This window comes from Pseudomonas sp. (assembly GCF_036387035.1).
Lineage (GTDB): Bacteria > Pseudomonadota > Gammaproteobacteria > Pseudomonadales > Pseudomonadaceae > Aquipseudomonas.
On sequence record NZ_DASVUM010000014.1, the window covers coordinates 1 to 19208 of the forward strand.

Genomic DNA, 19208 nt, shown 5'->3' on the forward strand with positions numbered 1-19208 from the left:
TAAAGGTTGAACTGCGCCGACTGCCCGGGCTCTGCTTGTTATCAACACAAGGAGAACGGGCATGAACTGTTATTTGTGCGAATCAGACGCTGAACAGCGTGAAACCACCCAGAGTGGCCAGGTCATTGCCTGCCGCGACTGTGGCGAATACCTGATTTCCGACGTTGTGCTCAGGCAGCTGGAGTCGCGCCCGCTCGACTTCTCGAAAATGCGCGACGACCTGCACCGCCAACGGCAGTACAACGCCACGTCGATGGCGCAGATCAACAGCGAGACGGCGATCTGGGCCTAGGTGTTTGGGCTTGGTGGTCATGCGACGAATGAGGAGATGAAGATGGCTGACGAGAAGAAACCCGACGAGAAAGAACAACCCGAGAAGGATGTGCCGGCTCATTCGACCGAGGAGGAGAAGGAGCGGTTGAAGGATTTGAATAAGGACGGGATTCCGCCGGGGGTTTGGTGAAGCCGTTTCGGGGTTTGCTCCCTTTTTTGGGAACCGTCCCAGACAGATAGTGGGCAGGATTCCCAGGTCACGGATGTCGAGCATTACCTCGGCCGGACAGCGAGGGCCTTCATATGCCCCTCGATGTCATTTTCTACTAATGGCGCCCACCCTTAATCGTCTCGCGCACAGTGTCGATGCCCTTTATGCCGGTGCCGAGAGTGCCCTCCTTCCGCGACAGTTCATCAGCATCTTAGCCATGGCATGGATTCCGTTTTGGGCCGAGCCGAATCGCGTAGAGCTCTTCTCAATCAGCGGATCCCGTGGCAGGCGCCCTTGCTAGGCGTTACGGGAGGCGTAGTAAATATTTCATAGTCGCTATTGCGCTCCCCGCGAGCGGGCATAGCACTTTTTCCAAACGAAAAAAACCGCGCATGGCGGGGTCTGTTGCAGAATGAATAGGGTTTAGAATTTTTGAATGGTCTGTGCTGGCCAAGTGCATCGAGGGAACTATGAGATCAATCAGTATTGATACCGCCATAGCGATGAGCAAACAAAGCAAACGCACGTGGTGGAGACGCGTATCTGAAAACGTAGTTAACCGAACCGGCAGTGATGGTCGCGGCAGGACGATGATCGCTATCGACGACGTGATCCCATTCTTGTCCGTTTCGATTGGTGGGGAGGATATTGAACTGATTCTTTCAGCTGATCTGGGCAATGCCGATGCGCAGAATGATGCTGGGCAATTGTTCGATGAGCTCGGAGAGATCAACGCCGCACTTTACTGGTGGCGCGCTGCAGCAGAGCAAGGCAGCCCTGATGCAATGCAGCATCTTGGCAGTTGCTACGCGTCAGGTAAGGGCGTCCCAAAAGATGAGAATCTTGGAATTATGTGGATCGCGAAGGCGGCGTCGCTCGGACACGTAATTGCAGCATTGCAGATAGAATCGTTGAGACCCTTCCGTTGACTTGGCATGCTGTGGCACACGACATCATGTGCCGTCTAGGCGGCTGTGCACTCATTAGCTCGTGCCAGTCAGCAAGCAGCAGTCTTACACCACTCATGCTCTTTTGAAGGACACCTTGGCATGCGGCTTGCTTTGCTCTTAGTCACGCAATCGGCGTCAAAAAAACCGAAGTCTCTAAGGAAGCAATTATGAAGTCTACTCAGAAGGGTTTTACACTTATCGAACTGATGATCGTGGTTGCGATCATTGGTATCTTGGCGGCTGTGGCAATACCGGCTTATCAGGATTACACGCAACGAGCGCAGATGTCCGAAGCATTCACGATGGTGGATGGCATGAAATCATCAATTGCAGAATTTGCCACTACAAATGGAGCTTATCCAGCTGCTGCTGACATTACTGCTGGCATCGGTGCTCCTGTTGCTGGCAAGTATGCGAGCGCGGCGACTACTGCTGCTACTGGCGTGATTACAGTAACGATGAAAGCTGTAGGGGTTGCAGGTGCTGATGTTGGCACGAAAACGGTTACTTTCACACCGCCAGCGCTTGCGGGGTTGACAGGAGCTTTCGTTTGGACCTGTACATCTACCGCCCTACAGAAATTCCTACCTAAGACCTGTACAGGCACGTAATATTCTGTAGTTTAAATAAACGAGCCGCCTGAAAACGGCTCATTTATTTAAAATTATCTCTTTGATAGTGCGGGATTTGGCATTGGGGGGTCATGTGTAATCGAGCCGATTACTTATCGATCGGTGTCCAACGTTTGGTTGTCCCCACATCAAGCCATACCGCCGGGCTGGTCGTATCGACCTAAGCGGCGACTGCTCCCGCCACCGCTGTTAGCCTTTCATAGACCTTGCTCACGCTCGTCCGAATCACTCTCGTACCGACCGCTTAAGTGGTTCTTGAAACCCACGCCAGGTAATCGTTTTCGGAAATGATCGAGCTCACCAGCATCAAATCCGTGATCGGGGGAGGTTTGATGGTTTATGCCAGCTCCTTTTCCAGTCGATAGCGCGCCCGTCCAGCTTAATTTTTCCGGGAAAAAAAAGCGCTTTGTTGGGTAGACAGTAAATGCGGGCGGTGCTGCAAAAAATGACAATTTCCGCAACCCACACATTGCTTATTTGGCAGTCAAGCTTGACTAGGCTATAAACGGTCCAATGTCTGGATCTGGTGGCTGTAATGACTGATGTCGTCCTAACCGGCTTGGCTAAACAACTTGTTGTGGCTGAGCTGCTCACAGAAAAAACGGCCCAAAAAGCCTACGAACAAGCGCGGCGTGACAAGGTCTCGCTGGTACACCATCTTGTCGAGGCGAAGCTGCTAAAGAGCATCACGCTGGCCGAGATCGCGTCAGATCAATTTGGCATTCCTTTTCTTGATCTCGGCACCCTTGATAAAGAGGCCCAGCCGAAAGGGCTGGTCAGTGAAAAACTCATTCGCCAGCACTGCGCGCTTCCACTCTGGCGTAGGGGGAACAAATTATTTGTAGGGATTTCCGACCCTACTAATCACCAAGCCATTACTGACATCCAGTTCAGCACCGGACTGACCACCGAAGCCATCTTGGTCGAAGACGACAAATTGACGATCGCCATCGACAAGTTTTTCGATGGCAATGCTGGTATAGGGGATTTGGCAGACGTCGATCTTGGCCTCGAGATCGAGGCGGTCGATGAGAGCAAAGAAACTGCGATTGGGGGTCAAGACGCCGATGATGCTCCGGTCGTCCGCTTCGTTAACAAAATGCTTATGGACGCCATCCGCCTGGGTTCATCTGATCTGCATTTCGAGCCCTATGAAAAGATCTTCAGGGTAAGACTGCGCACCGACGGCATTCTTCATGAGGTAGCGAAACCGCCCATTCACTTGGCGGGACGAATTGCTGCACGCCTGAAGGTGATGGCGAGCCTTGATATTTCGGAGCGTCGTAAACCACAGGACGGCCGCATCAAGCTTAGGATCTCTAAAAACCGCGCAATCGACTTCCGAGTCAACACGCTGCCCACTTTATGGGGCGAAAAGATCGTGATGCGTATTCTTGACCCCACAACCGCACAAATGGGCATTGACGCTTTAGGTTACGAGCCTGAACAAAAGGCCTTGTACCTTGAAGCTCTTCGCCAACCTCAGGGCATGATCCTCGTAACCGGCCCTACCGGCTCGGGTAAAACAGTGTCGCTCTACACCGGACTGAATATCCTCAATACTGTCGATATCAACATCTCGACAGCAGAAGACCCGGTCGAGATCAACCTCGAAGGCATCAACCAGGTCAACGTTAACCCGCGTCAAGGCATGGACTTTTCTCAGGCACTGAGGGCGTTTCTGCGTCAGGATCCTGACGTGATCATGGTTGGTGAGATTCGAGATCTCGAAACTGCCGAAATTGCCATTAAGGCGTCGCAGACTGGACACATGGTTTTATCTACGCTGCACACCAACAGCGCGGCCGAGACGCTTACCCGGCTTCACCACATGGGGGTGGCGGCATTCAATATCGCTACGGCCATCAACCTGATCATCGCTCAACGCCTGGCGCGGAAACTGTGCCCGCAATGCAAAAAGGAGGTTGAGATTCCGCGTGAAACTTTGATTGCGGAAGGTTTCCCCGAGTCGCAAATCGGCTCGTTCCAGCTTTACTCTCCTGTCGGGTGCGAGCACTGCAACGGCGGCTACAAGGGCCGAGTGGGTATCTACGAGGTGGTGAAGAGCACGCCAGCATTGGAGCGCATCATCATGGAGGAAGGCAACTCGATCCAGATTTCCGAACAGATGCGCAGAGACGGCTTTAACGATCTGCGCACTTCGGGCCTGATGAAGGCGATGCAGGGCGTGACCAGTCTTGAAGAAATAAACAGGGTGACCAAGGATTAAGCATGGCGACCAAAGCAGTAAAAGTCAGCGTCTATGCTTGGGAAGGGGTAGATAAAAAAGGGACCAAGCTCACTGGCGAAATCAATGGGCACAATCCTGCGTTGGTGAAAGCTCAGCTGCGAAAGCAGGGGATTAATCCAACGAAAGTCCGTAAAAAATCTATCTCGATCTTCGGCAAAGGCAAGAAGATCAAGCCGCTGGACGTCGCGTTTTTCAGCCGCCAGATGGCCACCATGATGAAAGCGGGTGTTCCGTTGCTGCAGTCCTTCGACATCATCAGCGAAGGGCATGACAACCCGAACATGCGCAAGCTGGTAGATGACATCAAGCAGGAGGTGGCTGCAGGCCACAGTTTTGCCACGGCGTTGAGGCAGAAGCCCTTATATTTCGATGACCTTTTCTGCAACTTGGTAGACGCAGGTGAACAGGCAGGCGCTCTCGAAACGTTGTTGGATCGAGTCGCGACTTACAAAGAAAAGACCGAGTCACTGAAAGCCAAGATCAAAAAAGCGATGACTTATCCAATCGCTGTGATCGTTGTCGCATTTATCGTAACGGGGATCTTGTTACTCAAAGTCGTACCTCAGTTTCAGAGCATCTTTGACGGGTTCGGAGCTGAGCTCCCTGCATTCACATTGATGGTGATCGGCCTATCAAAAATGGTTCAGGACTATTGGTGGATGATCCTGGGCGGGATCGCATTGAGTATTTTCTTGTTTCGGCGCGCATACCGAACTTCCGAAAAGTTTAGAAATGGCCTTGACCGAGCACTCCTTAAGGTGCCCGTCATCGGTCCTTTGTTGTACAAATCCGCAGTAGCGCGATACGCACGGACCTTGTCCACAACTTTCGCTGCGGGCGTTCCACTGGTAGAGGCGCTTGATTCGGTCGCTGGCGCCACCGGTAATGTTGTCTTCAAGAACGCCGTCAACAAGGTCAAACAGGACGTCTCCACCGGCATGCAACTCAACTTTTCCATGCGCAGCACCGGCGTGTTTCCGATGCTGGCCATACAAATGACCGCAATTGGGGAAGAGTCCGGCGCGCTGGACTCAATGCTCGATAAAGTCGCGACTTACTACGAGGACGAAGTCGACAACATGGTCGACAGCCTCACTAGCCTCATGGAACCCATGATCATGGCTTTCCTCGGTGTCATTGTCGGCGGACTCGTTATCGCCATGTACCTCCCCATTTTCAAGCTCGGACAAGTCGTCTAACCATGCCCCTCCTCGACCTCCTGGCCAGCTCCCCGCTGGCCTTCGTTTTATGCACACTCATCCTAGGCCTACTCGTCGGCAGCTTTCTTAACGTAGTCGTTTATCGCCTGCCCAAAATGATGATCCGCGACTGGAAAATCCAGTCCCGTGAAATGCTCGACCTCCCCGCTGAGCAAGAAACAGAAACCTTCAACCTCATCCTCCCCCACTCCCGCTGCCCTCACTGCGCCCACAAGATCCGCGCGTGGGAGAACATTCCGGTGGTGAGTTACCTGTTGCTCGGCGGTAAGTGCTCCCGATGCAAAGCCCCTATCAGCAAGCGCTACCCGCTCGTTGAGCTGGCGTGTGGCTTGCTGTCGGGCTTCATCGCCTGGCATTTCGGTTTTGGCTGGCAGGCCGGTGCGATGTTGCTGCTGACGTGGGGGTTGTTGTCGATGAGTTTGATCGACGCCGACCATCAGTTGCTGCCGGACGCGATCGTATTGCCGCTGCTGTGGCTCGGCCTGATCGTCAATGCGTTCGGGCTGTTCACGTCGCTGACCGATGCGCTGTGGGGCGCGGTCGCGGGGTATCTGGTGTTGTGGTGTGTGTTCTGGCTGTTCAAGCTGATCACCGGCAAGGAAGGCATGGGCTACGGCGACTTTAAGTTGCTGGCGATGCTCGGCGCGTGGGGCGGCTGGCAGATTCTTCCGCTGACGATTCTGCTGTCGTCGATTGTCGGAGCGGTGTTGGGCCTAATTCTGCTGCGCCTGCGCAATGTTGAAACCAGCACGCCGATCCCCTTCGGTCCTTATCTGGCGCTCGCGGGGTGGATCGCATTGCTCTGGGGTGATCAAATAACGACTTCGTATTTGCAGATCGCCGGTTTCAGATGACTTCTCCTGCGTCAAAACCCTGGATCCTGGGCCTCACCGGTGGCATTGGCAGCGGCAAAAGTGCGGCGGCCCAGTGCTTCATCGACCTGGGCGTGCATCTGGTGGATGCCGACAACGCTGCACGCTGGGTTGTCGAACCCGGCCGCCCTGCACTGGCGCAGGTTGCCGAGCACTTCGGGCCGAGCGTGCTGCAGGCCGATGGAACGCTGAATCGCTCCGCGTTGCGCGAGCTGATTTTCAAGGATCCGCAGCAGCGGGTCTGGCTTGAAGGCCTGCTGCATCCGCTGATCCGTGAGGAAATCCGTCAGTACCTGGCGCGCGCTGAGTCGGCTTACGCGATTCTCGTCTCGCCGCTATTGCTGGAGACTTCTCAGCACCAGATGGTGCAGCGGGTATTGGTCATCGATGTGCCGGAGTCGGTGCAGATCGAGCGCACTGTGTTGCGCGACAAGACCAACGAGGGCCAGGTGCGGGCGATTCTGAAGGTACAGGCCAGTCGCGAGGAGCGTTTGAGCCGGGCCGATGATGTGATCGTTAATGACCGCGACCCGGCCTGGCTGAAAAGCGAGGTCGAGCGTCTGCATCACTTTTATTCAACTTTGCGTGGAGGCCAATGATGAGCCAACCAATGACCGTAGATTGCCCAACCTGCGGAGCGCCCGTGGAATGGACGCCGGAGAGTAAATTCCGGCCGTTCTGTTCAGACCGTTGCAAGCTGATCGACCTGGGCGCCTGGGCGTCGGAAGAGCATGCGATTCCGGTTGCGCCGGATGCGGAAGACGAGCTGTTTTCTGGTGACCTCGACCCTCGTCAGCATTAATAAAACCCGTGGGCCGAGTGGCTCGCGACCCGCTATAAATCCCGGAAATGAAAAAAGCTTCGCGAGAGATCGCGAAGCTTTTTTTATGGCCGGAAGACTTAGCCCAGTTTTCGCTGCGGCGCACCATGGACCATGGTGTAGGCGTAGTCGACGCCCATGCCGTACGCGCCGCTGTGCTCCAGTACCAGCTCCATGACGGCTTCGTAGGTTTCCTTGTGTGCCCAGTCGCGCTGGAACTCAAGCAAGACCTGCTGCCAGGTCACTGGCACTGCGCCCGCCTGAATCATCCGCTGTACCGACATGTCGTGCGCTTCTTTGGTCGTGCCGCCGGAAGCGTCGGTGACGATGTACACCTCGTAGCCTTCAGCCAGGGCGTCCAGTGTCGGGAAGTTCAGGCAGACCTCGGTCCAGAGCGCGGCGATGATCAGCTTCTTGCGACCGGTCGCCTTGACCGCTTCCACCAGCTTTTTGTCTTCCCACGAGTTCATCGAGGTACGCTCGATCGGCTGCTGATCCGGGAACACCGCCAGCAATTCAGGCCAGATGAAACCGCTGAAGCTCGTGGTTTCTACCGAGGTGTAGATGGTCGGCACGTTGAAGATCTTGGCGGCTTTGGCCAGGCCGACGGTGTTGTTCTTCAGCGTCTGGCGGTCGATCGACTGCACGCCGAAGGCCATCTGTGGCTGGTGGTCGATGAGGATCAGGGCGGCGTTGGTTGGGTTCAGCAGTTCGCGAATGGACATGGGTAGGTTCCTTGAGTAGTCGGTGAATTCGATTGGGTTAGCCGCTGCGCTGTGTTGCGCTTGTTGGCTGGCTTGGGAGTGAATTTACGGACTAGCTGCAAAAGGAACAATCCCATAGAATCGGGACTCATTGTTTCCAAATCAGGAACGGTCATGGATCGTATCGAATGCATGCGCGCGTTTGTCGCCACGGTAGGGGCCAATGGCTTTGCCGCCGCGGCCCGCGCGCTGGATGTGCCGCGCTCGAAAGTGAGTAAGCAAATTCAGGCACTGGAAGAGGCCATCGGCGTGCAGTTGCTGCAGCGCACCACGCGCAGCCTGCACCTGACGGAGGCCGGTGCCGAATACTACGACGCGTGTCGGGATGTCATCGCTTCGCTGGACGAAGCAGAACAACGGGCCCGGACGGGCATGGGTGAGATCCGCGGCGTATTGCGGGTCAACGCGCCGATGTCGTTTGGCCTGAGTCGTCTGGGGCCGCTGATCCCGCGCTTCAACGAGCTGCACCCGAACGTCGAGCTGCAAGTGGTGCTGAGCGATCAGCAGGTTGACCCGGTCAAGGGCGGTTTCGACGTGACGATTCGCATCGCCAGCCTGCCGGACTCATCCATGATCGCGCGCTCGCTGGCGCCGGCGCCGAGGATCATGGTGGCTTCGCCTGACTACCTCGCACGGGAAGGCACGCCGCAGACGCCGAAGGACCTCGCAGACCATAAGTGCCTGAGTTATGGCTATCTGCAAAGCGGCGTGAGCCTGCAACTGTGCAATGGCAAGGAGACGCAGCGGGTGACGGTGAGCGGACCGCTGCACGCCAACAACGGCGACATCCTGGCGCAGGCGGCTGTGGCGGGGATGGGCATCGCGCTGCTGCCCAACTTCATTATCGAGCGCGCGGTCGCGGACGGGAGGCTGGTGCCGGTGCTGTGCGAGTGGGAAGCGCCGGCGATTACGGTGAATGCGGTGTACCCCTCGTCCCGGCGGGTGCCGATGAAGACTCGGGCGTTTATCGATTTTCTGGTGGCTGAGCTGTCGGTTGAGTCCGGGGCGTTTTAAGCGGATCCCTTGGCATTAATGTTCACTTCGATCCGTAGGAGCCGGCTTGCTGGCGAAGGCAATGTGTCAGATTCATCAAGGGGGACTGACACACCGCATTCGCCAGCAAGCCGGCTCCTACAGACCTTCGTTCGCCAAGAAATGTGTAGACGACGCGGGCCCCGCATAGGAGCGCGCTTGCCCGCGAAAACGATCGTACATTCGCCAGATTCTTTCGTGAGTACGCACGTCATCGCAGGTAAGCGCGCTCCTGCCATTACGGCGGTGTAACGCCCTTCAAACCACACTCCCCACCGGTGCTTTCCCTGCCAGACCATCCGCCAGGCTCGCCAGCACCATCTCGCCCATTCGCGTACGGGTCTGGACAGTGGCGCTGGCGCGGTGGGGTTGCAGAACGACGGTCTCCAGGTCGAACAGGGCATCGGGCACATGCGGCTCGTCAGCGAAGACGTCAAGACCCGCGCCTGCAATCGAGCCCGCCTGCAGTGCTGCGACGAGGTCTGGCTCATTGACCAGACTGCCACGTGCCACGTTGATCAAATACCCCTGCTCGCCCAGCGCTTCCAGCACCTTGGCGTTGATGATGCCTTTGGCTTTGTCCGCGGCAGCGGCGACGATCAGCGCGTCGCTCTGCGCGGCCAGTTCGAGCAGATCGCCAACGAAGGTATACGGCACGTCGGCCATGGCGTTCAGGTCGGTGTAGCTGATCGGGCAGCCGAAAGCAGCGGCACGTGTGGCGACGGCGCGCCCTACCCGGCCCATGCCGACAATGCCGATGCGCATGCCGCTGAATTGACGCGCCAATGGCATCGGCACCAGCGGCGTCGCCGTCTTCGCCCAAGCGCCGGAGCGCACGTACTGGTCGCCAGCGCACAGCCCACGACACGCCGAAATCAGCAAACCGATGGCGAGATCGGCGACGTCTTCGGTCAGCGCGCCGATGGTCGCCGAGACCCGAATGCCGCGGTCCCGCGCGTAGGCCAGGTCAATCGCGTCAGTGCCGACGCCATTCACCGCAATCACTTCCACGTTCGGCAATTGCTCCATCACTTCGCGGGTGATGCCGGTATGCCCGCCGGTGACCACGCCGCGGATATTGGCGCCGTGCTCGCGCAGGTACGCGGCCTTGTCGGCCTGTTGATAATACGGGCGAACGGTGTACAGGTCGTTCAGCCGCGCGTTGATGTCAGGGATCAGGATCGGGCTCAGCTGGAGAATTTCAGGCTTCATCGATGTCTCGCTCATCTTGAATTGGGACAGATCAACCACGGCCCACGAAAGGCATATTGGTGGCCATGACAGTCATGTTCAGCACGTTGGCCGACAGCGGCAGCGCAGCGATGTAGCGCACCGCGTCGGCGATGTGTTTGACGTCGATCATGGGCTCGACGGCGGTCGAACCATTGGCCTGACGAACGCCCTTGGTCATGCGCACCGACAGCTCGGTCAGCGCGTTGCCAATGTCGATCTGGCTGCAGGCAATGTTGAATTCACGACCGTCCAGCGACAGGCTTTTGGTCAGGCCCAGCACGGCGTGTTTGCTCGCGGTGTACGGCGCAGTGAACGGGCGTGGCACGTGGGCTGAAATCGAACCGTTATTGATGATCCGGCCGCCCTGGGGCGACTGCTTGCGCATCAGGCCAAACGCGCCACGGCTGCACAGAAAAACGCCGGTCACGTTGGTGTCGATCACGCTCAGCCACTTCTCGACGGGCAGTTCGTCCATCGGCACGGCAGGGGCGTTGACGCCCGCGTTGTTGAAGACCAGATCGAGCCGGCCGTAGACCTCCTCAATCGTCGCGAACAGATGGTCGACGCTGGCTGGATCGCGCACATCGCACGACACGGCCAACGCTTCGCCGCCCTGCTCGCGTGCCTGCGCCGCCAATTCCTCAAGGGGCTCCAGGCGACGTCCGGTCACCACCACTTTGTAGCCATCTTCAAGCAGGCCGAGTGCGACGGAGCGGCCAATGCCACTGCCGGCGCCGGTGACCAGGGCAATTTTCGAAACGGATTGATCAGTCATTATTGTTCTCCTTGTTGCTCATCAAAAATGCTGCGGTTCTGGATTGATCGCTCAGCGGCGCTCACCCACTCTCACTTCAAATTCGCCGATGCCATCGATGCCGCCGTTGATCACGTCGCCCGCCTGAAGCGCAGCAACGCCCGGCGGCGTGCCGGTCATGATCAGGTCGCCGGCGCGTAACGTAACGGAGTGGGAAAGCTGGCTGATGATTTCGCTGACCGACCAGATCTGGCTGCCGAGGTCGGAACGCTGCCGCTCGACGCCGTTGACGCTCAGCCAGATGGCGCCTTGTCGCGCATGACCATCGCGGCCCGCCGGGCGAATGGGCGTGATCGGCGCAGAGCCGTCGAATGCCTTCGCCGGCTCCCACGGGTTGCCCACGGCCTTGGCCGCCAGTTGCAGATCGCGGCGGGTCAGGTCGAGCCCTGCGGCGTACCCCCAGACATGGTCCAGCGCGTGTTCGGCGCTGATCTCATGACCGTCCTTGCCGATGGCGACGACCAGCTCGATCTCGTGGCAGAACTGCTCGGTCCGGGTCGGAAATGCCAGCTCGCCCGCCGCATCGACAACTGAGGTCGCCGGCTTCATAAAAAACGCCGGCACTTCGCGCTCGGCGCTGGAAACCCCGGCGGGCTGATCGCCCCACTGATAGTTACGCCCCAGGCAAAACACCCGGCCGACGGGGAATCGCGCATCACTGCCATGTACCGGCAAGCTGCTGATCCTGGGAGGTTCGAATACAAAGTTGTTCATGGAATTCCTTATCACCGAAAGACGCTCGATTCAGCCCGATGCGTTTCAGACTACGGGATCAAACGGCGGGAAAGTTGGACAAAACCGTGTTTGCGCTGGACTAAAAACCGAATATCAGCGGCATTAAAAAAGGCGTATTTGCATACGCCTCTGCCCAGTACGGCATAAGTTCACACACACATTCTTTTGCGGTTAGCTGGCCTTGAGCTCAATGCGGTAAATACGGCCGAGCAACAGTGAATAAGACAATGTGCCGATGAACGCGACCCCGCCGATGAACCAGAACGCCCAGGCGAAGTTGCCGGTGACATGAAGGATCTGCCCGATGACAATCGGCGTGACGATGCCGCCGATGTTCGCCGCCAGGCTGGTGATGCCCCCGGTCAGGCCGATCAGCTCTTTGGGTGCGATCTCGGAGACTGCTGCCCACGACGATGAGGCAATGCCCTGCGCGAAGAACGCCACCGTCAGCAGCGCGATGCAGACTTCGTTGGAGTCGGTGAAGTTGACCAGCATGATTGACATGCCGAGGGCCGACCCCACCACCAGCGGCAGTTTGCGGGAGAAGGAGAGCGAATAGCCACGACGGATCATTCCATCAGCGATGAAGCCCGCCAGCAGCACGCCGACCGTGGCGCCGATGAAGGGCAGCACCGCGAAGATGCCGACCTTGACCATGGTCAAATGCCGCTCTTCAATCAGATAGGTCGGGAACCAAGTGAGGAAGAAATACAGCGCCGAGGTGCTCGCAAACTTGCCCAGGCAAATCGCCCATACCTGACGGTATTTCAGCAGTTCGGCAATTTGCGCCCACTTGAATTTGTTTCGCTCCTGACTGCTTTTAACCAGGCCACCGCCGTCTTCGATGTAAGCCAATTCTTCCTTGCTGACCTTCTTGCAGTTCATCGGATCGCGGTACAGGTAGAGCCAGGCAATCCCGAAGACGATACCGATGACGCCGGTGCTGTAAAACACGTGGCGCCAGTCATAGGTCGTGGCGAGCCACAAGAGCAAACCGGTGAACAGTGCCGTGCCTAAATATTGCCCGCACACGTAAATGCTGCTGGCCATGCCGCGTTCACGCGCCGGAAACCAGACCGTGACCGCGCGGCTGTTGGCTGGAAACGCCGGGGCTTCCATCGCGCCGATCGCCAGACGCAAACCGAACAACGACGCGAAGCCCCCTGCCATGCCTTGGCATACCGTCACCGCTGACCAGGAGATGAGTGAAGCGCCGTAGGTGAAGCGCGAACCGAAGCGGTCGGCGATGAATCCGGCGGGCACCAGTGCGAAGGCGTAAGTCCAGGCGAAGGCGGAGAAGATCAGGCCCATCTCGACCTTGTCCAGACCGAGGTCCTTGGCCATGAAAGGCGCAGCGATGGAGATATTGACGCGGTCGACGTAGTTGATGATCGTGGCGATCAACAACAGCGACAGCATGAACCAGCGGCGGTGAGTCATGGGCCGGGCGGGAGCGGCGGTGGCGGGAACAGCCACGGCAGCATCCATCGCCTGAATATCAGGGTTGCTCGACATGAGAATTCCTCATTGTTTTTATTGGTATCGAGTGATGAAGCGCCCCTTCAAGTTATCGTACGACTGGTTTTAAACAAGACAACGCTTAGAACGTTTTTGGATTTCAATGGGCGGGGCTAATGAATTGTCCAAAAAATCCCGTCCATGAAAAACTGGGGACAATCCGCTTAAATTGAGCTCAGAACCCTAAGCTAGAGCGGTTTCAAAAAAACTAACGCAGCGTGGGTTCTTGGACAAAACGACTTGCCTTCCCCGGGAGAAAAGTTTTGAAATGCGTCATGCGACGACTGACAATGAGAGACATGAGACGAGGAGCACTCGATGGATTCCGTCAATCGCGTACCTACCTACGGAATGCAGCAGCGCAGTGAGCGGCCGGACTTTTACATACGCGGCAAAACCGAGGGCAAAGCGGAAACCGCGCCCCATCGGCACGAGTACTTTCAGATTCAGATCAACCTCGGTGGGGACACCGTGCAGCATATCGGCGGTGTCGTACGGGCCTTCCCGCGCAACACGCTGGCCTTCATCCTCCCCCACAAATTGCACCTTATCCCGCATCCGCCGGAAGGCAATTTCCTGCTGATCAATTTCGCCCAGACCTTCCTGCTGCCCCAACTGCAATGCGATCCGCTGGACCTCGAAGACGTGGCCATCGCTCTTGCGCCGGAGCTCTCCCCCTTCCGCTTTCAAGAGCACCTGGATTTCACGCTGGGTGCCGCTGATTTCGCCGAGATCGAATATCTCCTCAAGCGCATGCGTGAACTGGATGCGAACCGACAGTTCGGCACGCGGGAGATTCTCAAAGGGTGTCTGCTGCAACTGATCGGCACGATCTGCCAGTTGTACGCCGAGCCGATCAAGCTCCTCGCTGATGACAACGCCGCTGAACGCAGCCGCCGCGACGCGCTGGCGCGCATGTCGGAGTACGTGCGCAAGAACCTCGACGACCCGGACCTGAGCCTGAAAAAAGCCGCATCGGCCGCCTTTCTGTCACCCAATTATCTGACCCACTGGCTGCGCAAGGAAGTCGGCAAAACCTTCAGCGAGCTGGTGCTGGAGCGGCGCATGCACCTGGCGCGTACGCTGTTGCTCAACGGCAGCAAACCGGTGGGAGAAGTGGCGCGGCTGTGTGGCTTTGCCGACGAGGCTTACTTCTCACGGCGGTTCCGCCATGCCCACGGCATGCCGCCGGGGCAGTTCAGGAAGCAGCGGGACTTGTAGCAGTCAGGGATGAATCGGGTTCGCCAACAAGCCGGCTCCTCCAAGATGGATTAAGCTGGGCGCCATGGATGACTCCGATTATCTGCGTCTGTTGACGATCCAGGCCGAGCAAGCCAACGCGTTTCTGTCCAATGCGCGCAAGTGGGAGCGCGAGCGTTGGGTGTGCGAACGGTTGCTTCAGGGCCTGAACATTCCACATCGCACCGACGACTTCGTGCCTGCCGGGCAAGAACCGCCGGACGTACTGTTTCGCGATGCCTGTTTTGAGGTGTTTTTTGTCCTGGATGAAGGGCGTCGGCTCAACGATGAGTGGCGCGAAGAATTGCAACGTCGACGCAGCGCGTTTTCCCTCAGCCAACTGGTACGACGCGAAGCAAAACCCAAACGCATTCCCGCAGCCGAACTGCTCCGGCGCCTCGCCCCCACGCTGCGCAAGAAAGCGCACAACTACACAGAGCGCGGTCTGGATTTGAGCGAACTGGACATCATCGCTTTCGCGAGCCTCAAGCGCGAGGTGCTGGACCTCAACAGCCACTTTCCCCCGCCCACCGAATACCTGCGTCAGGGCTGGCGATCACTCTCGCTGGTCGGGCCTACCTTCGCACGGGTATTGTTTGCCCATCCGGATGCCCCGGATTTCCTGCGGACCAATCTGGGCCGCAGCGTGGTTTTTGATGTGGGAATCAGTTTATGAGTCCGTTGCAGGAATTGATCGCCGATGTACCCCAGCGCGGCCGTGTACGCTGGATCGGCGTGCGCCCGGAATCGCGTGGCGAGATGGTTGAGCTGGACGCGGTGGAAGCGCGCCGCGAAGCCGGTCTGACCGGCGACCACGCACGGCCGGGGCCGCGCAACGCCCGGCAGGTCACGCTGATCCAGTGGGAGCATTTCGCGGTGGTCAGCTCGCTGATGGGTCGGGCGGAAGAAAATCCCGTGCTGCCGCAGGATTTGCGGCGCAACATCGTGATCAGCGGCATCAACCTGTTCAGCCTGAAAAACCGGCGCTTTCGCATTGGTCAGGCGATCTTTGAAACCACCGGCTGGTGTCAACCCTGTGCGCGTCTTGAGCAGCGCCTCGGCCACGGTATCTTTCAGGCCGTGCGCGGCCACGGCGGTATCACCGCGCGGGTAATACAAAGCGGCATTGTGCGTTTGGACGACGTTTTGTGTATCGAGCCGATCGAACCGAGCGTCGAGGACTTTAACGCAGCCAACAGCGCCGTTTCCTGATCCGGGTCAACGTCGATAAAGAATCTCAAATGCTCAGCCGCCTGAAACCAGAAGACCAAGCGCGTGTCGAAGAGTACCTTCAAGCGCCCCATCACCGCTTGAGCGTCGGCCTTATTGGCCCAGGCTGCTCCTGTGGTGTGCTGGCTCCAGTCATCGGACGGGGCGCGTTGAGCCGTTTACTGTGCTGTCCGACGCTATGAGCTGCCTTGCGCTCGCGCGGATCGCGCTGACACAGAATTCCTTAAGCCTTATGAGATATCCCCATGACTCATCGTATTGTCATTGTCGGCGGCGGCGCCGGCGGTCTGGAGCTGGCTACCGGCCTGGGTAAGACCCTGGGCAAGAAAGGCACCGCCAGCGTCACGCTGGTGGACGCCAACCTGACCCACATCTGGAAACCGCTGCTGCACGAGGTGGCCGCCGGTTCGCTCAATTCTTATGAAGACGAGCTGAATTACGTGGCGCAAGCCAAGTGGAATCACTTTCAGTTTCAGATGGGTCGCATGATCGGCCTGGACCGTGAGAACAAGCAGATCCACCTGGCTGCCACTCTGGATGAAAGCGGCAACGAACTGGTCCCGGCACGCAGCCTGGATTACGACTCGCTGGTGATTGCCGTCGGCAGCACGACCAATGACTTCGGCACCCGGGGCGCGGCGGAGCACTGCCTGTTTCTCGACACGCGCAAGCAGGCCGAACGCTTTCATCAACAATTGCTCAATCGCTATCTGCGCGCCCATGCGAGCCAGAACCAAGCCGGTGAAGAGATCAACGTCGCTATCGTCGGCGCAGGTGCTACCGGTGTCGAGCTGGCTGCCGAACTGCACAACGCGGCCCACGAACTGGCGGCTTACGGGCTGGGCCAGATCAAGCCGGAAAACCTGCGCATTACGGTGATCGAGGCCGGTCCGCGCGTCCTGCCTGCGCTGCCGGAACGTATTGGCGGCCCGGTGCACAACACGCTGGAGAAGCTGGGTGTCACGGTGCTGACCAATTCGGCGGTCAGTGAAGTGACCGCTGACAGCCTGGTCACCGCCACGGGCCAAGTGATTCCGGCCACGCTGAAGGTCTGGGCGGCGGGCATTCGCGCACCGGCATTTCTGGAGGGCATTGCCGGTCTTGAGACCAATCGCATCAACCAGCTGCAAGTGCGTCAAACACTCCAGACCACGCGAGACGACAATATCTTCGCCTTCGGTGACTGCGCGGCGTGTCCGCAAAAAGGCACCGACCGCAACGTCCCGCCCCGTGCGCAAGCCGCGCATCAACAGGCGTCGTTGCTGGTGAAATCGCTGAAGCTGCGCATCGAGGGTGGCACGCTGCCGGAGTATCGCTACAAGGACTACGGCTCGCTGATTTCGCTGTCGAAGTTCTCGGCGGTCGGCAACCTGATGGGCAACCTCACCGGCAGTGTCATGCTCGAAGGCTGGCTGGCGCGGATGTTCTACGTCTCGCTGTACCGCATGCACCAGATGGCGCTGTACGGCATGTTCCGCACGCTGATGCTCATGCTGGGAAGCCGAATCGGCCGCGGCACCGAGCCACGGATGAAGCTGCACTAAGGCTCAGTCCCGAAGGTCCGCCGCATAAGAGGCGGCGGACCTCATTACCCTTACTTCCCATCTCCCCGACCTGCCGCCCTGTGCCTTTGCGTAAGGCGCAGACGACGGCATGCGCCCACGCTAAGGCATCACCCGCCCTTTGCCTGAATGCTTGACCTTGTACATCCAGCGGTCCGCTTCGCGCATCAGCTCGTCCGCCGGTTTGCCAGAACCAGGTTCGTACATGGAGAAGCCGATGCTGGCATTGCTGTGAATGACAACGCCTTTGATGGTGATGGGTTCAGCAATGGCGAGGAGGAGTTTATGGGCCACTTCGCGCGCTTCCTCCAGGCCGGGCGTGATGCCTTCCAGCACCACGATGAACTCGTCACCGGCCAGCCGGACCAGGCTGTCGGTCCTGCGAATGCAGCTCTGCAACCGTGTGGCTATCACGCGCAGCAGTTCATCGCCGGCATCGTGCCCGTAACTGTCGTTGATGACTTTGAAGCCGTCGAGGTCTATGAACATCAACGCCAGCTGCAGCCTGGAGCGATCCGCCCGCGCCTGAGCGATAGGTAGAAGCGAGTCCAGCGCACGGCGATTGTGCAGGCCGGTCAGGGCGTCGTGTCGAGCTTCCTGTTCAAGCTCTTTACGCGCCTGAATGTCCTGGATGATGGAAATGTAGTATTCCAGTTCCCCGACTTCGGACAGCTTCTTCGTGACGCTCAGATTGACCCAGACCGCACTGCCGTTCTTGCGCACATAGCGCTTCTCGATCTGATAGCTGACGATCTGCCCGAGGGTAAGCTGATGCAACCTCTGGAGGTCACCGCCCAGGTCGTCGGGGTGGGTGATGTCTTGAAACGTCAGGTGCTTGAGCTCATCGGGCGCGTAACCGAGGATGTCGCACAGCGCGGCGTTGACGCTGATCCAGCCGCCGTCCGGCGCGACCAGCGCGATGCCCACCGATGCCAGCTCGAACATGGAGCGATAGCCCGCCTCACTGGCTTCGAACAAGGCCTCGGTGCGACGCTTCTGAAACCGCGCCAGCATCAGGTTTTCCCGCAGCTGCATCTCGCGGGTAACGATTTCGGCCAACTCGTGAAGTATCGCCAGTTCGTCTGCCGTGAGGGTTCGGGGGCGGGCGTCGATCGCGCAGAGCGTGCCGACGGCAAAACCCTCGCTGGTGCGTATGGGCACGCCGGCGTAGAAACGTACATGCGGGGCGCCCGTCACCAACTGGTTGTCGCAGAACCGAGCGTCTTCCGTCGCATCGGGCACCACCAGCTCGGTACCTTCAAGGATGGCGTGCGCACAGAAGGCGACTTCCCTCGGCAGCTCGACCACCTCGAGCCCCACGCGACTCTTGAACCACTGGCGGTCCTGGTCCACCAGCGATATGAGGGCGATCGGCACGTTCAACACGTGCGCCACCAGACGGGTGATCCGGTCCAGCGCGACCTCGGGCGGCGTATCGAGCACTTCGAGAAAACGCAGCGCATTGAGTCGCTGCTGCTCGGATGAAGGAGTTGGCAACTTCATGTGGCGGCCGATCCTGAAAAGACTGCCTGAAGTCTATACCGGGGTTTGTGAATTCGCACTTAGCGCGCCGATTCACCGATTCACCAATGCGCCGATGCGCCGATGCGCCGAGAATCAGATCACGACGCCGCGGGCAAACGTAAACCTGGCTCACTGAATCCCAAAAACGAAAAAAGCGCCCCGAAGGACGCTTTTTTGTAGCTTCAACGCGAATGGCGCTGAAGCGGTATTTTCTACCCTGATACGGCTGGGGCGAAAATGGTCGGGGTAAGGGGATTCGAACTCCTGACATCCTGCTCCCAAAGCAGGCGCGCTACCGGACTGCGCTATACCCCGGTGAAACAAGGAA

At 58.3% G+C, this 19208-nt stretch carries 21 protein-coding genes and 1 tRNA gene; 15 read left to right on the forward strand and 7 right to left on the reverse strand.

Annotation, left to right across the window (positions count from 1 at the left end; translation table 11 throughout):
• Positions 1-61 precede the first annotated feature (61 nt).
• From VF672_RS00960 to yacG, 9 genes are all read left to right on the forward strand, one after another.
• Complete coding sequence (locus VF672_RS00960; protein WP_331100453.1) at positions 62-292, forward strand: hypothetical protein; 231 nt, start codon at positions 62-64, stop codon at positions 290-292.
• Between the two features lie 42 nt (positions 293-334).
• Positions 335-463, forward strand: a complete 129-nt coding sequence (locus tag VF672_RS00965) for a hypothetical protein (RefSeq protein ID WP_331100455.1) — start codon at positions 335-337, stop codon at positions 461-463.
• A gap of 491 nt (positions 464-954) precedes the next feature.
• Complete coding sequence (locus tag VF672_RS00970; RefSeq protein WP_331100457.1) at positions 955-1413, forward strand: tetratricopeptide repeat protein; 459 nt, start codon at positions 955-957, stop codon at positions 1411-1413.
• 188 nt (positions 1414-1601) lie between these two features.
• Positions 1602-2045: a pilin gene (locus VF672_RS00975; protein WP_331100459.1), complete on the forward strand. Its 444-nt coding sequence runs from the start codon at positions 1602-1604 to the stop codon at positions 2043-2045.
• A gap of 556 nt (positions 2046-2601) precedes the next feature.
• A complete protein-coding gene (gene pilB, locus VF672_RS00980) occupies positions 2602-4296 on the forward strand; it encodes a type IV-A pilus assembly ATPase PilB (protein WP_331100461.1) in 1695 nt (564 codons plus the stop codon).
• 2 nt (positions 4297-4298) lie between these two features.
• Positions 4299-5516, forward strand: coding sequence for a type II secretion system F family protein (locus VF672_RS00985; protein WP_331100463.1), 1218 nt, complete (start codon positions 4299-4301; stop codon positions 5514-5516).
• 2 nt (positions 5517-5518) lie between these two features.
• On the forward strand, positions 5519-6391 hold the full coding sequence (locus VF672_RS00990) for an A24 family peptidase (protein WP_331100465.1): 873 nt from the start codon (positions 5519-5521) through the stop codon (positions 6389-6391).
• Positions 6388-7008 (forward strand): dephospho-CoA kinase, encoded by a 621-nt coding sequence (gene coaE, locus VF672_RS00995; RefSeq protein ID WP_331100467.1) that lies wholly within the window; start codon positions 6388-6390, stop codon positions 7006-7008. Before VF672_RS00990 ends, coaE begins: the two co-directional genes overlap by 4 nt.
• Positions 7008-7211: a DNA gyrase inhibitor YacG gene (yacG, locus tag VF672_RS01000; protein ID WP_074888353.1), complete on the forward strand. Its 204-nt coding sequence runs from the start codon at positions 7008-7010 to the stop codon at positions 7209-7211. Before coaE ends, yacG begins: the two co-directional genes overlap by 1 nt.
• 98 nt (positions 7212-7309) lie before the next feature.
• Here yacG and VF672_RS01005 read toward each other — a convergent pair whose 3' ends face one another.
• Complete coding sequence (locus VF672_RS01005) at positions 7310-7954, reverse strand: hydrolase (RefSeq protein ID WP_331100471.1); 645 nt, start codon at positions 7952-7954, stop codon at positions 7310-7312.
• A 153-nt stretch (positions 7955-8107) separates the two neighbouring features.
• Here VF672_RS01005 and VF672_RS01010 point away from each other — a divergent pair, with 153 nt between their 5' ends.
• On the forward strand, positions 8108-9007 hold the full coding sequence (locus tag VF672_RS01010; protein ID WP_331100473.1) for a LysR family transcriptional regulator: 900 nt from the start codon (positions 8108-8110) through the stop codon (positions 9005-9007).
• A gap of 276 nt (positions 9008-9283) precedes the next feature.
• Here VF672_RS01010 and VF672_RS01015 read toward each other — a convergent pair whose 3' ends face one another.
• The 4 genes from VF672_RS01015 to VF672_RS01030 all read right to left on the reverse strand — a co-directional run bounded on the left by VF672_RS01015 (position 9284) and on the right by VF672_RS01030 (position 13295).
• Complete coding sequence (locus tag VF672_RS01015; RefSeq protein ID WP_331100475.1) at positions 9284-10237, reverse strand: 2-hydroxyacid dehydrogenase; 954 nt, start codon at positions 10235-10237, stop codon at positions 9284-9286.
• A 31-nt stretch (positions 10238-10268) separates the two neighbouring features.
• On the reverse strand, positions 10269-11033 hold the full coding sequence (locus VF672_RS01020; RefSeq protein ID WP_331100478.1) for an SDR family oxidoreductase: 765 nt from the start codon (positions 11031-11033) through the stop codon (positions 10269-10271).
• A 51-nt stretch (positions 11034-11084) separates the two neighbouring features.
• Positions 11085-11786, reverse strand: coding sequence for a fumarylacetoacetate hydrolase family protein (locus tag VF672_RS01025; RefSeq protein WP_331100480.1), 702 nt, complete (start codon positions 11784-11786; stop codon positions 11085-11087).
• 192 nt (positions 11787-11978) lie between these two features.
• Positions 11979-13295: an MFS transporter gene (locus VF672_RS01030; protein ID WP_414705553.1), complete on the reverse strand. Its 1317-nt coding sequence runs from the start codon at positions 13293-13295 to the stop codon at positions 11979-11981.
• Between the two features lie 348 nt (positions 13296-13643).
• Here VF672_RS01030 and VF672_RS01035 point away from each other — a divergent pair, with 348 nt between their 5' ends.
• From VF672_RS01035 to VF672_RS01055, 5 genes are all read left to right on the forward strand, one after another.
• Positions 13644-14546 (forward strand): AraC family transcriptional regulator, encoded by a 903-nt coding sequence (locus tag VF672_RS01035; RefSeq protein ID WP_331100485.1) that lies wholly within the window; start codon positions 13644-13646, stop codon positions 14544-14546.
• A 64-nt stretch (positions 14547-14610) separates the two neighbouring features.
• Positions 14611-15240, forward strand: coding sequence for a DUF1780 domain-containing protein (locus VF672_RS01040; RefSeq protein WP_331100487.1), 630 nt, complete (start codon positions 14611-14613; stop codon positions 15238-15240).
• Positions 15237-15776: an MOSC domain-containing protein gene (locus VF672_RS01045; protein ID WP_331100490.1), complete on the forward strand. Its 540-nt coding sequence runs from the start codon at positions 15237-15239 to the stop codon at positions 15774-15776. The genes VF672_RS01040 and VF672_RS01045 overlap by 4 nt, the downstream gene beginning before the upstream one ends.
• A gap of 29 nt (positions 15777-15805) precedes the next feature.
• Positions 15806-15976: a DUF3094 family protein gene (locus VF672_RS01050; RefSeq protein ID WP_331100492.1), complete on the forward strand. Its 171-nt coding sequence runs from the start codon at positions 15806-15808 to the stop codon at positions 15974-15976.
• 63 nt (positions 15977-16039) lie between these two features.
• On the forward strand, positions 16040-17338 hold the full coding sequence (locus tag VF672_RS01055) for an NAD(P)/FAD-dependent oxidoreductase (RefSeq protein ID WP_331100494.1): 1299 nt from the start codon (positions 16040-16042) through the stop codon (positions 17336-17338).
• A 120-nt stretch (positions 17339-17458) separates the two neighbouring features.
• On the opposite strand, the gene VF672_RS01060 is transcribed toward VF672_RS01055, so the two are convergent.
• Together VF672_RS01060 and VF672_RS01065 are read right to left on the reverse strand one after the other, a co-directional pair.
• Positions 17459-18859, reverse strand: coding sequence for a diguanylate cyclase domain-containing protein (locus VF672_RS01060; RefSeq protein ID WP_331100496.1), 1401 nt, complete (start codon positions 18857-18859; stop codon positions 17459-17461).
• A 259-nt stretch (positions 18860-19118) separates the two neighbouring features.
• Positions 19119-19195, reverse strand: a tRNA-Pro gene (locus VF672_RS01065).
• Positions 19196-19208: the final 13 nt, after the last annotated feature.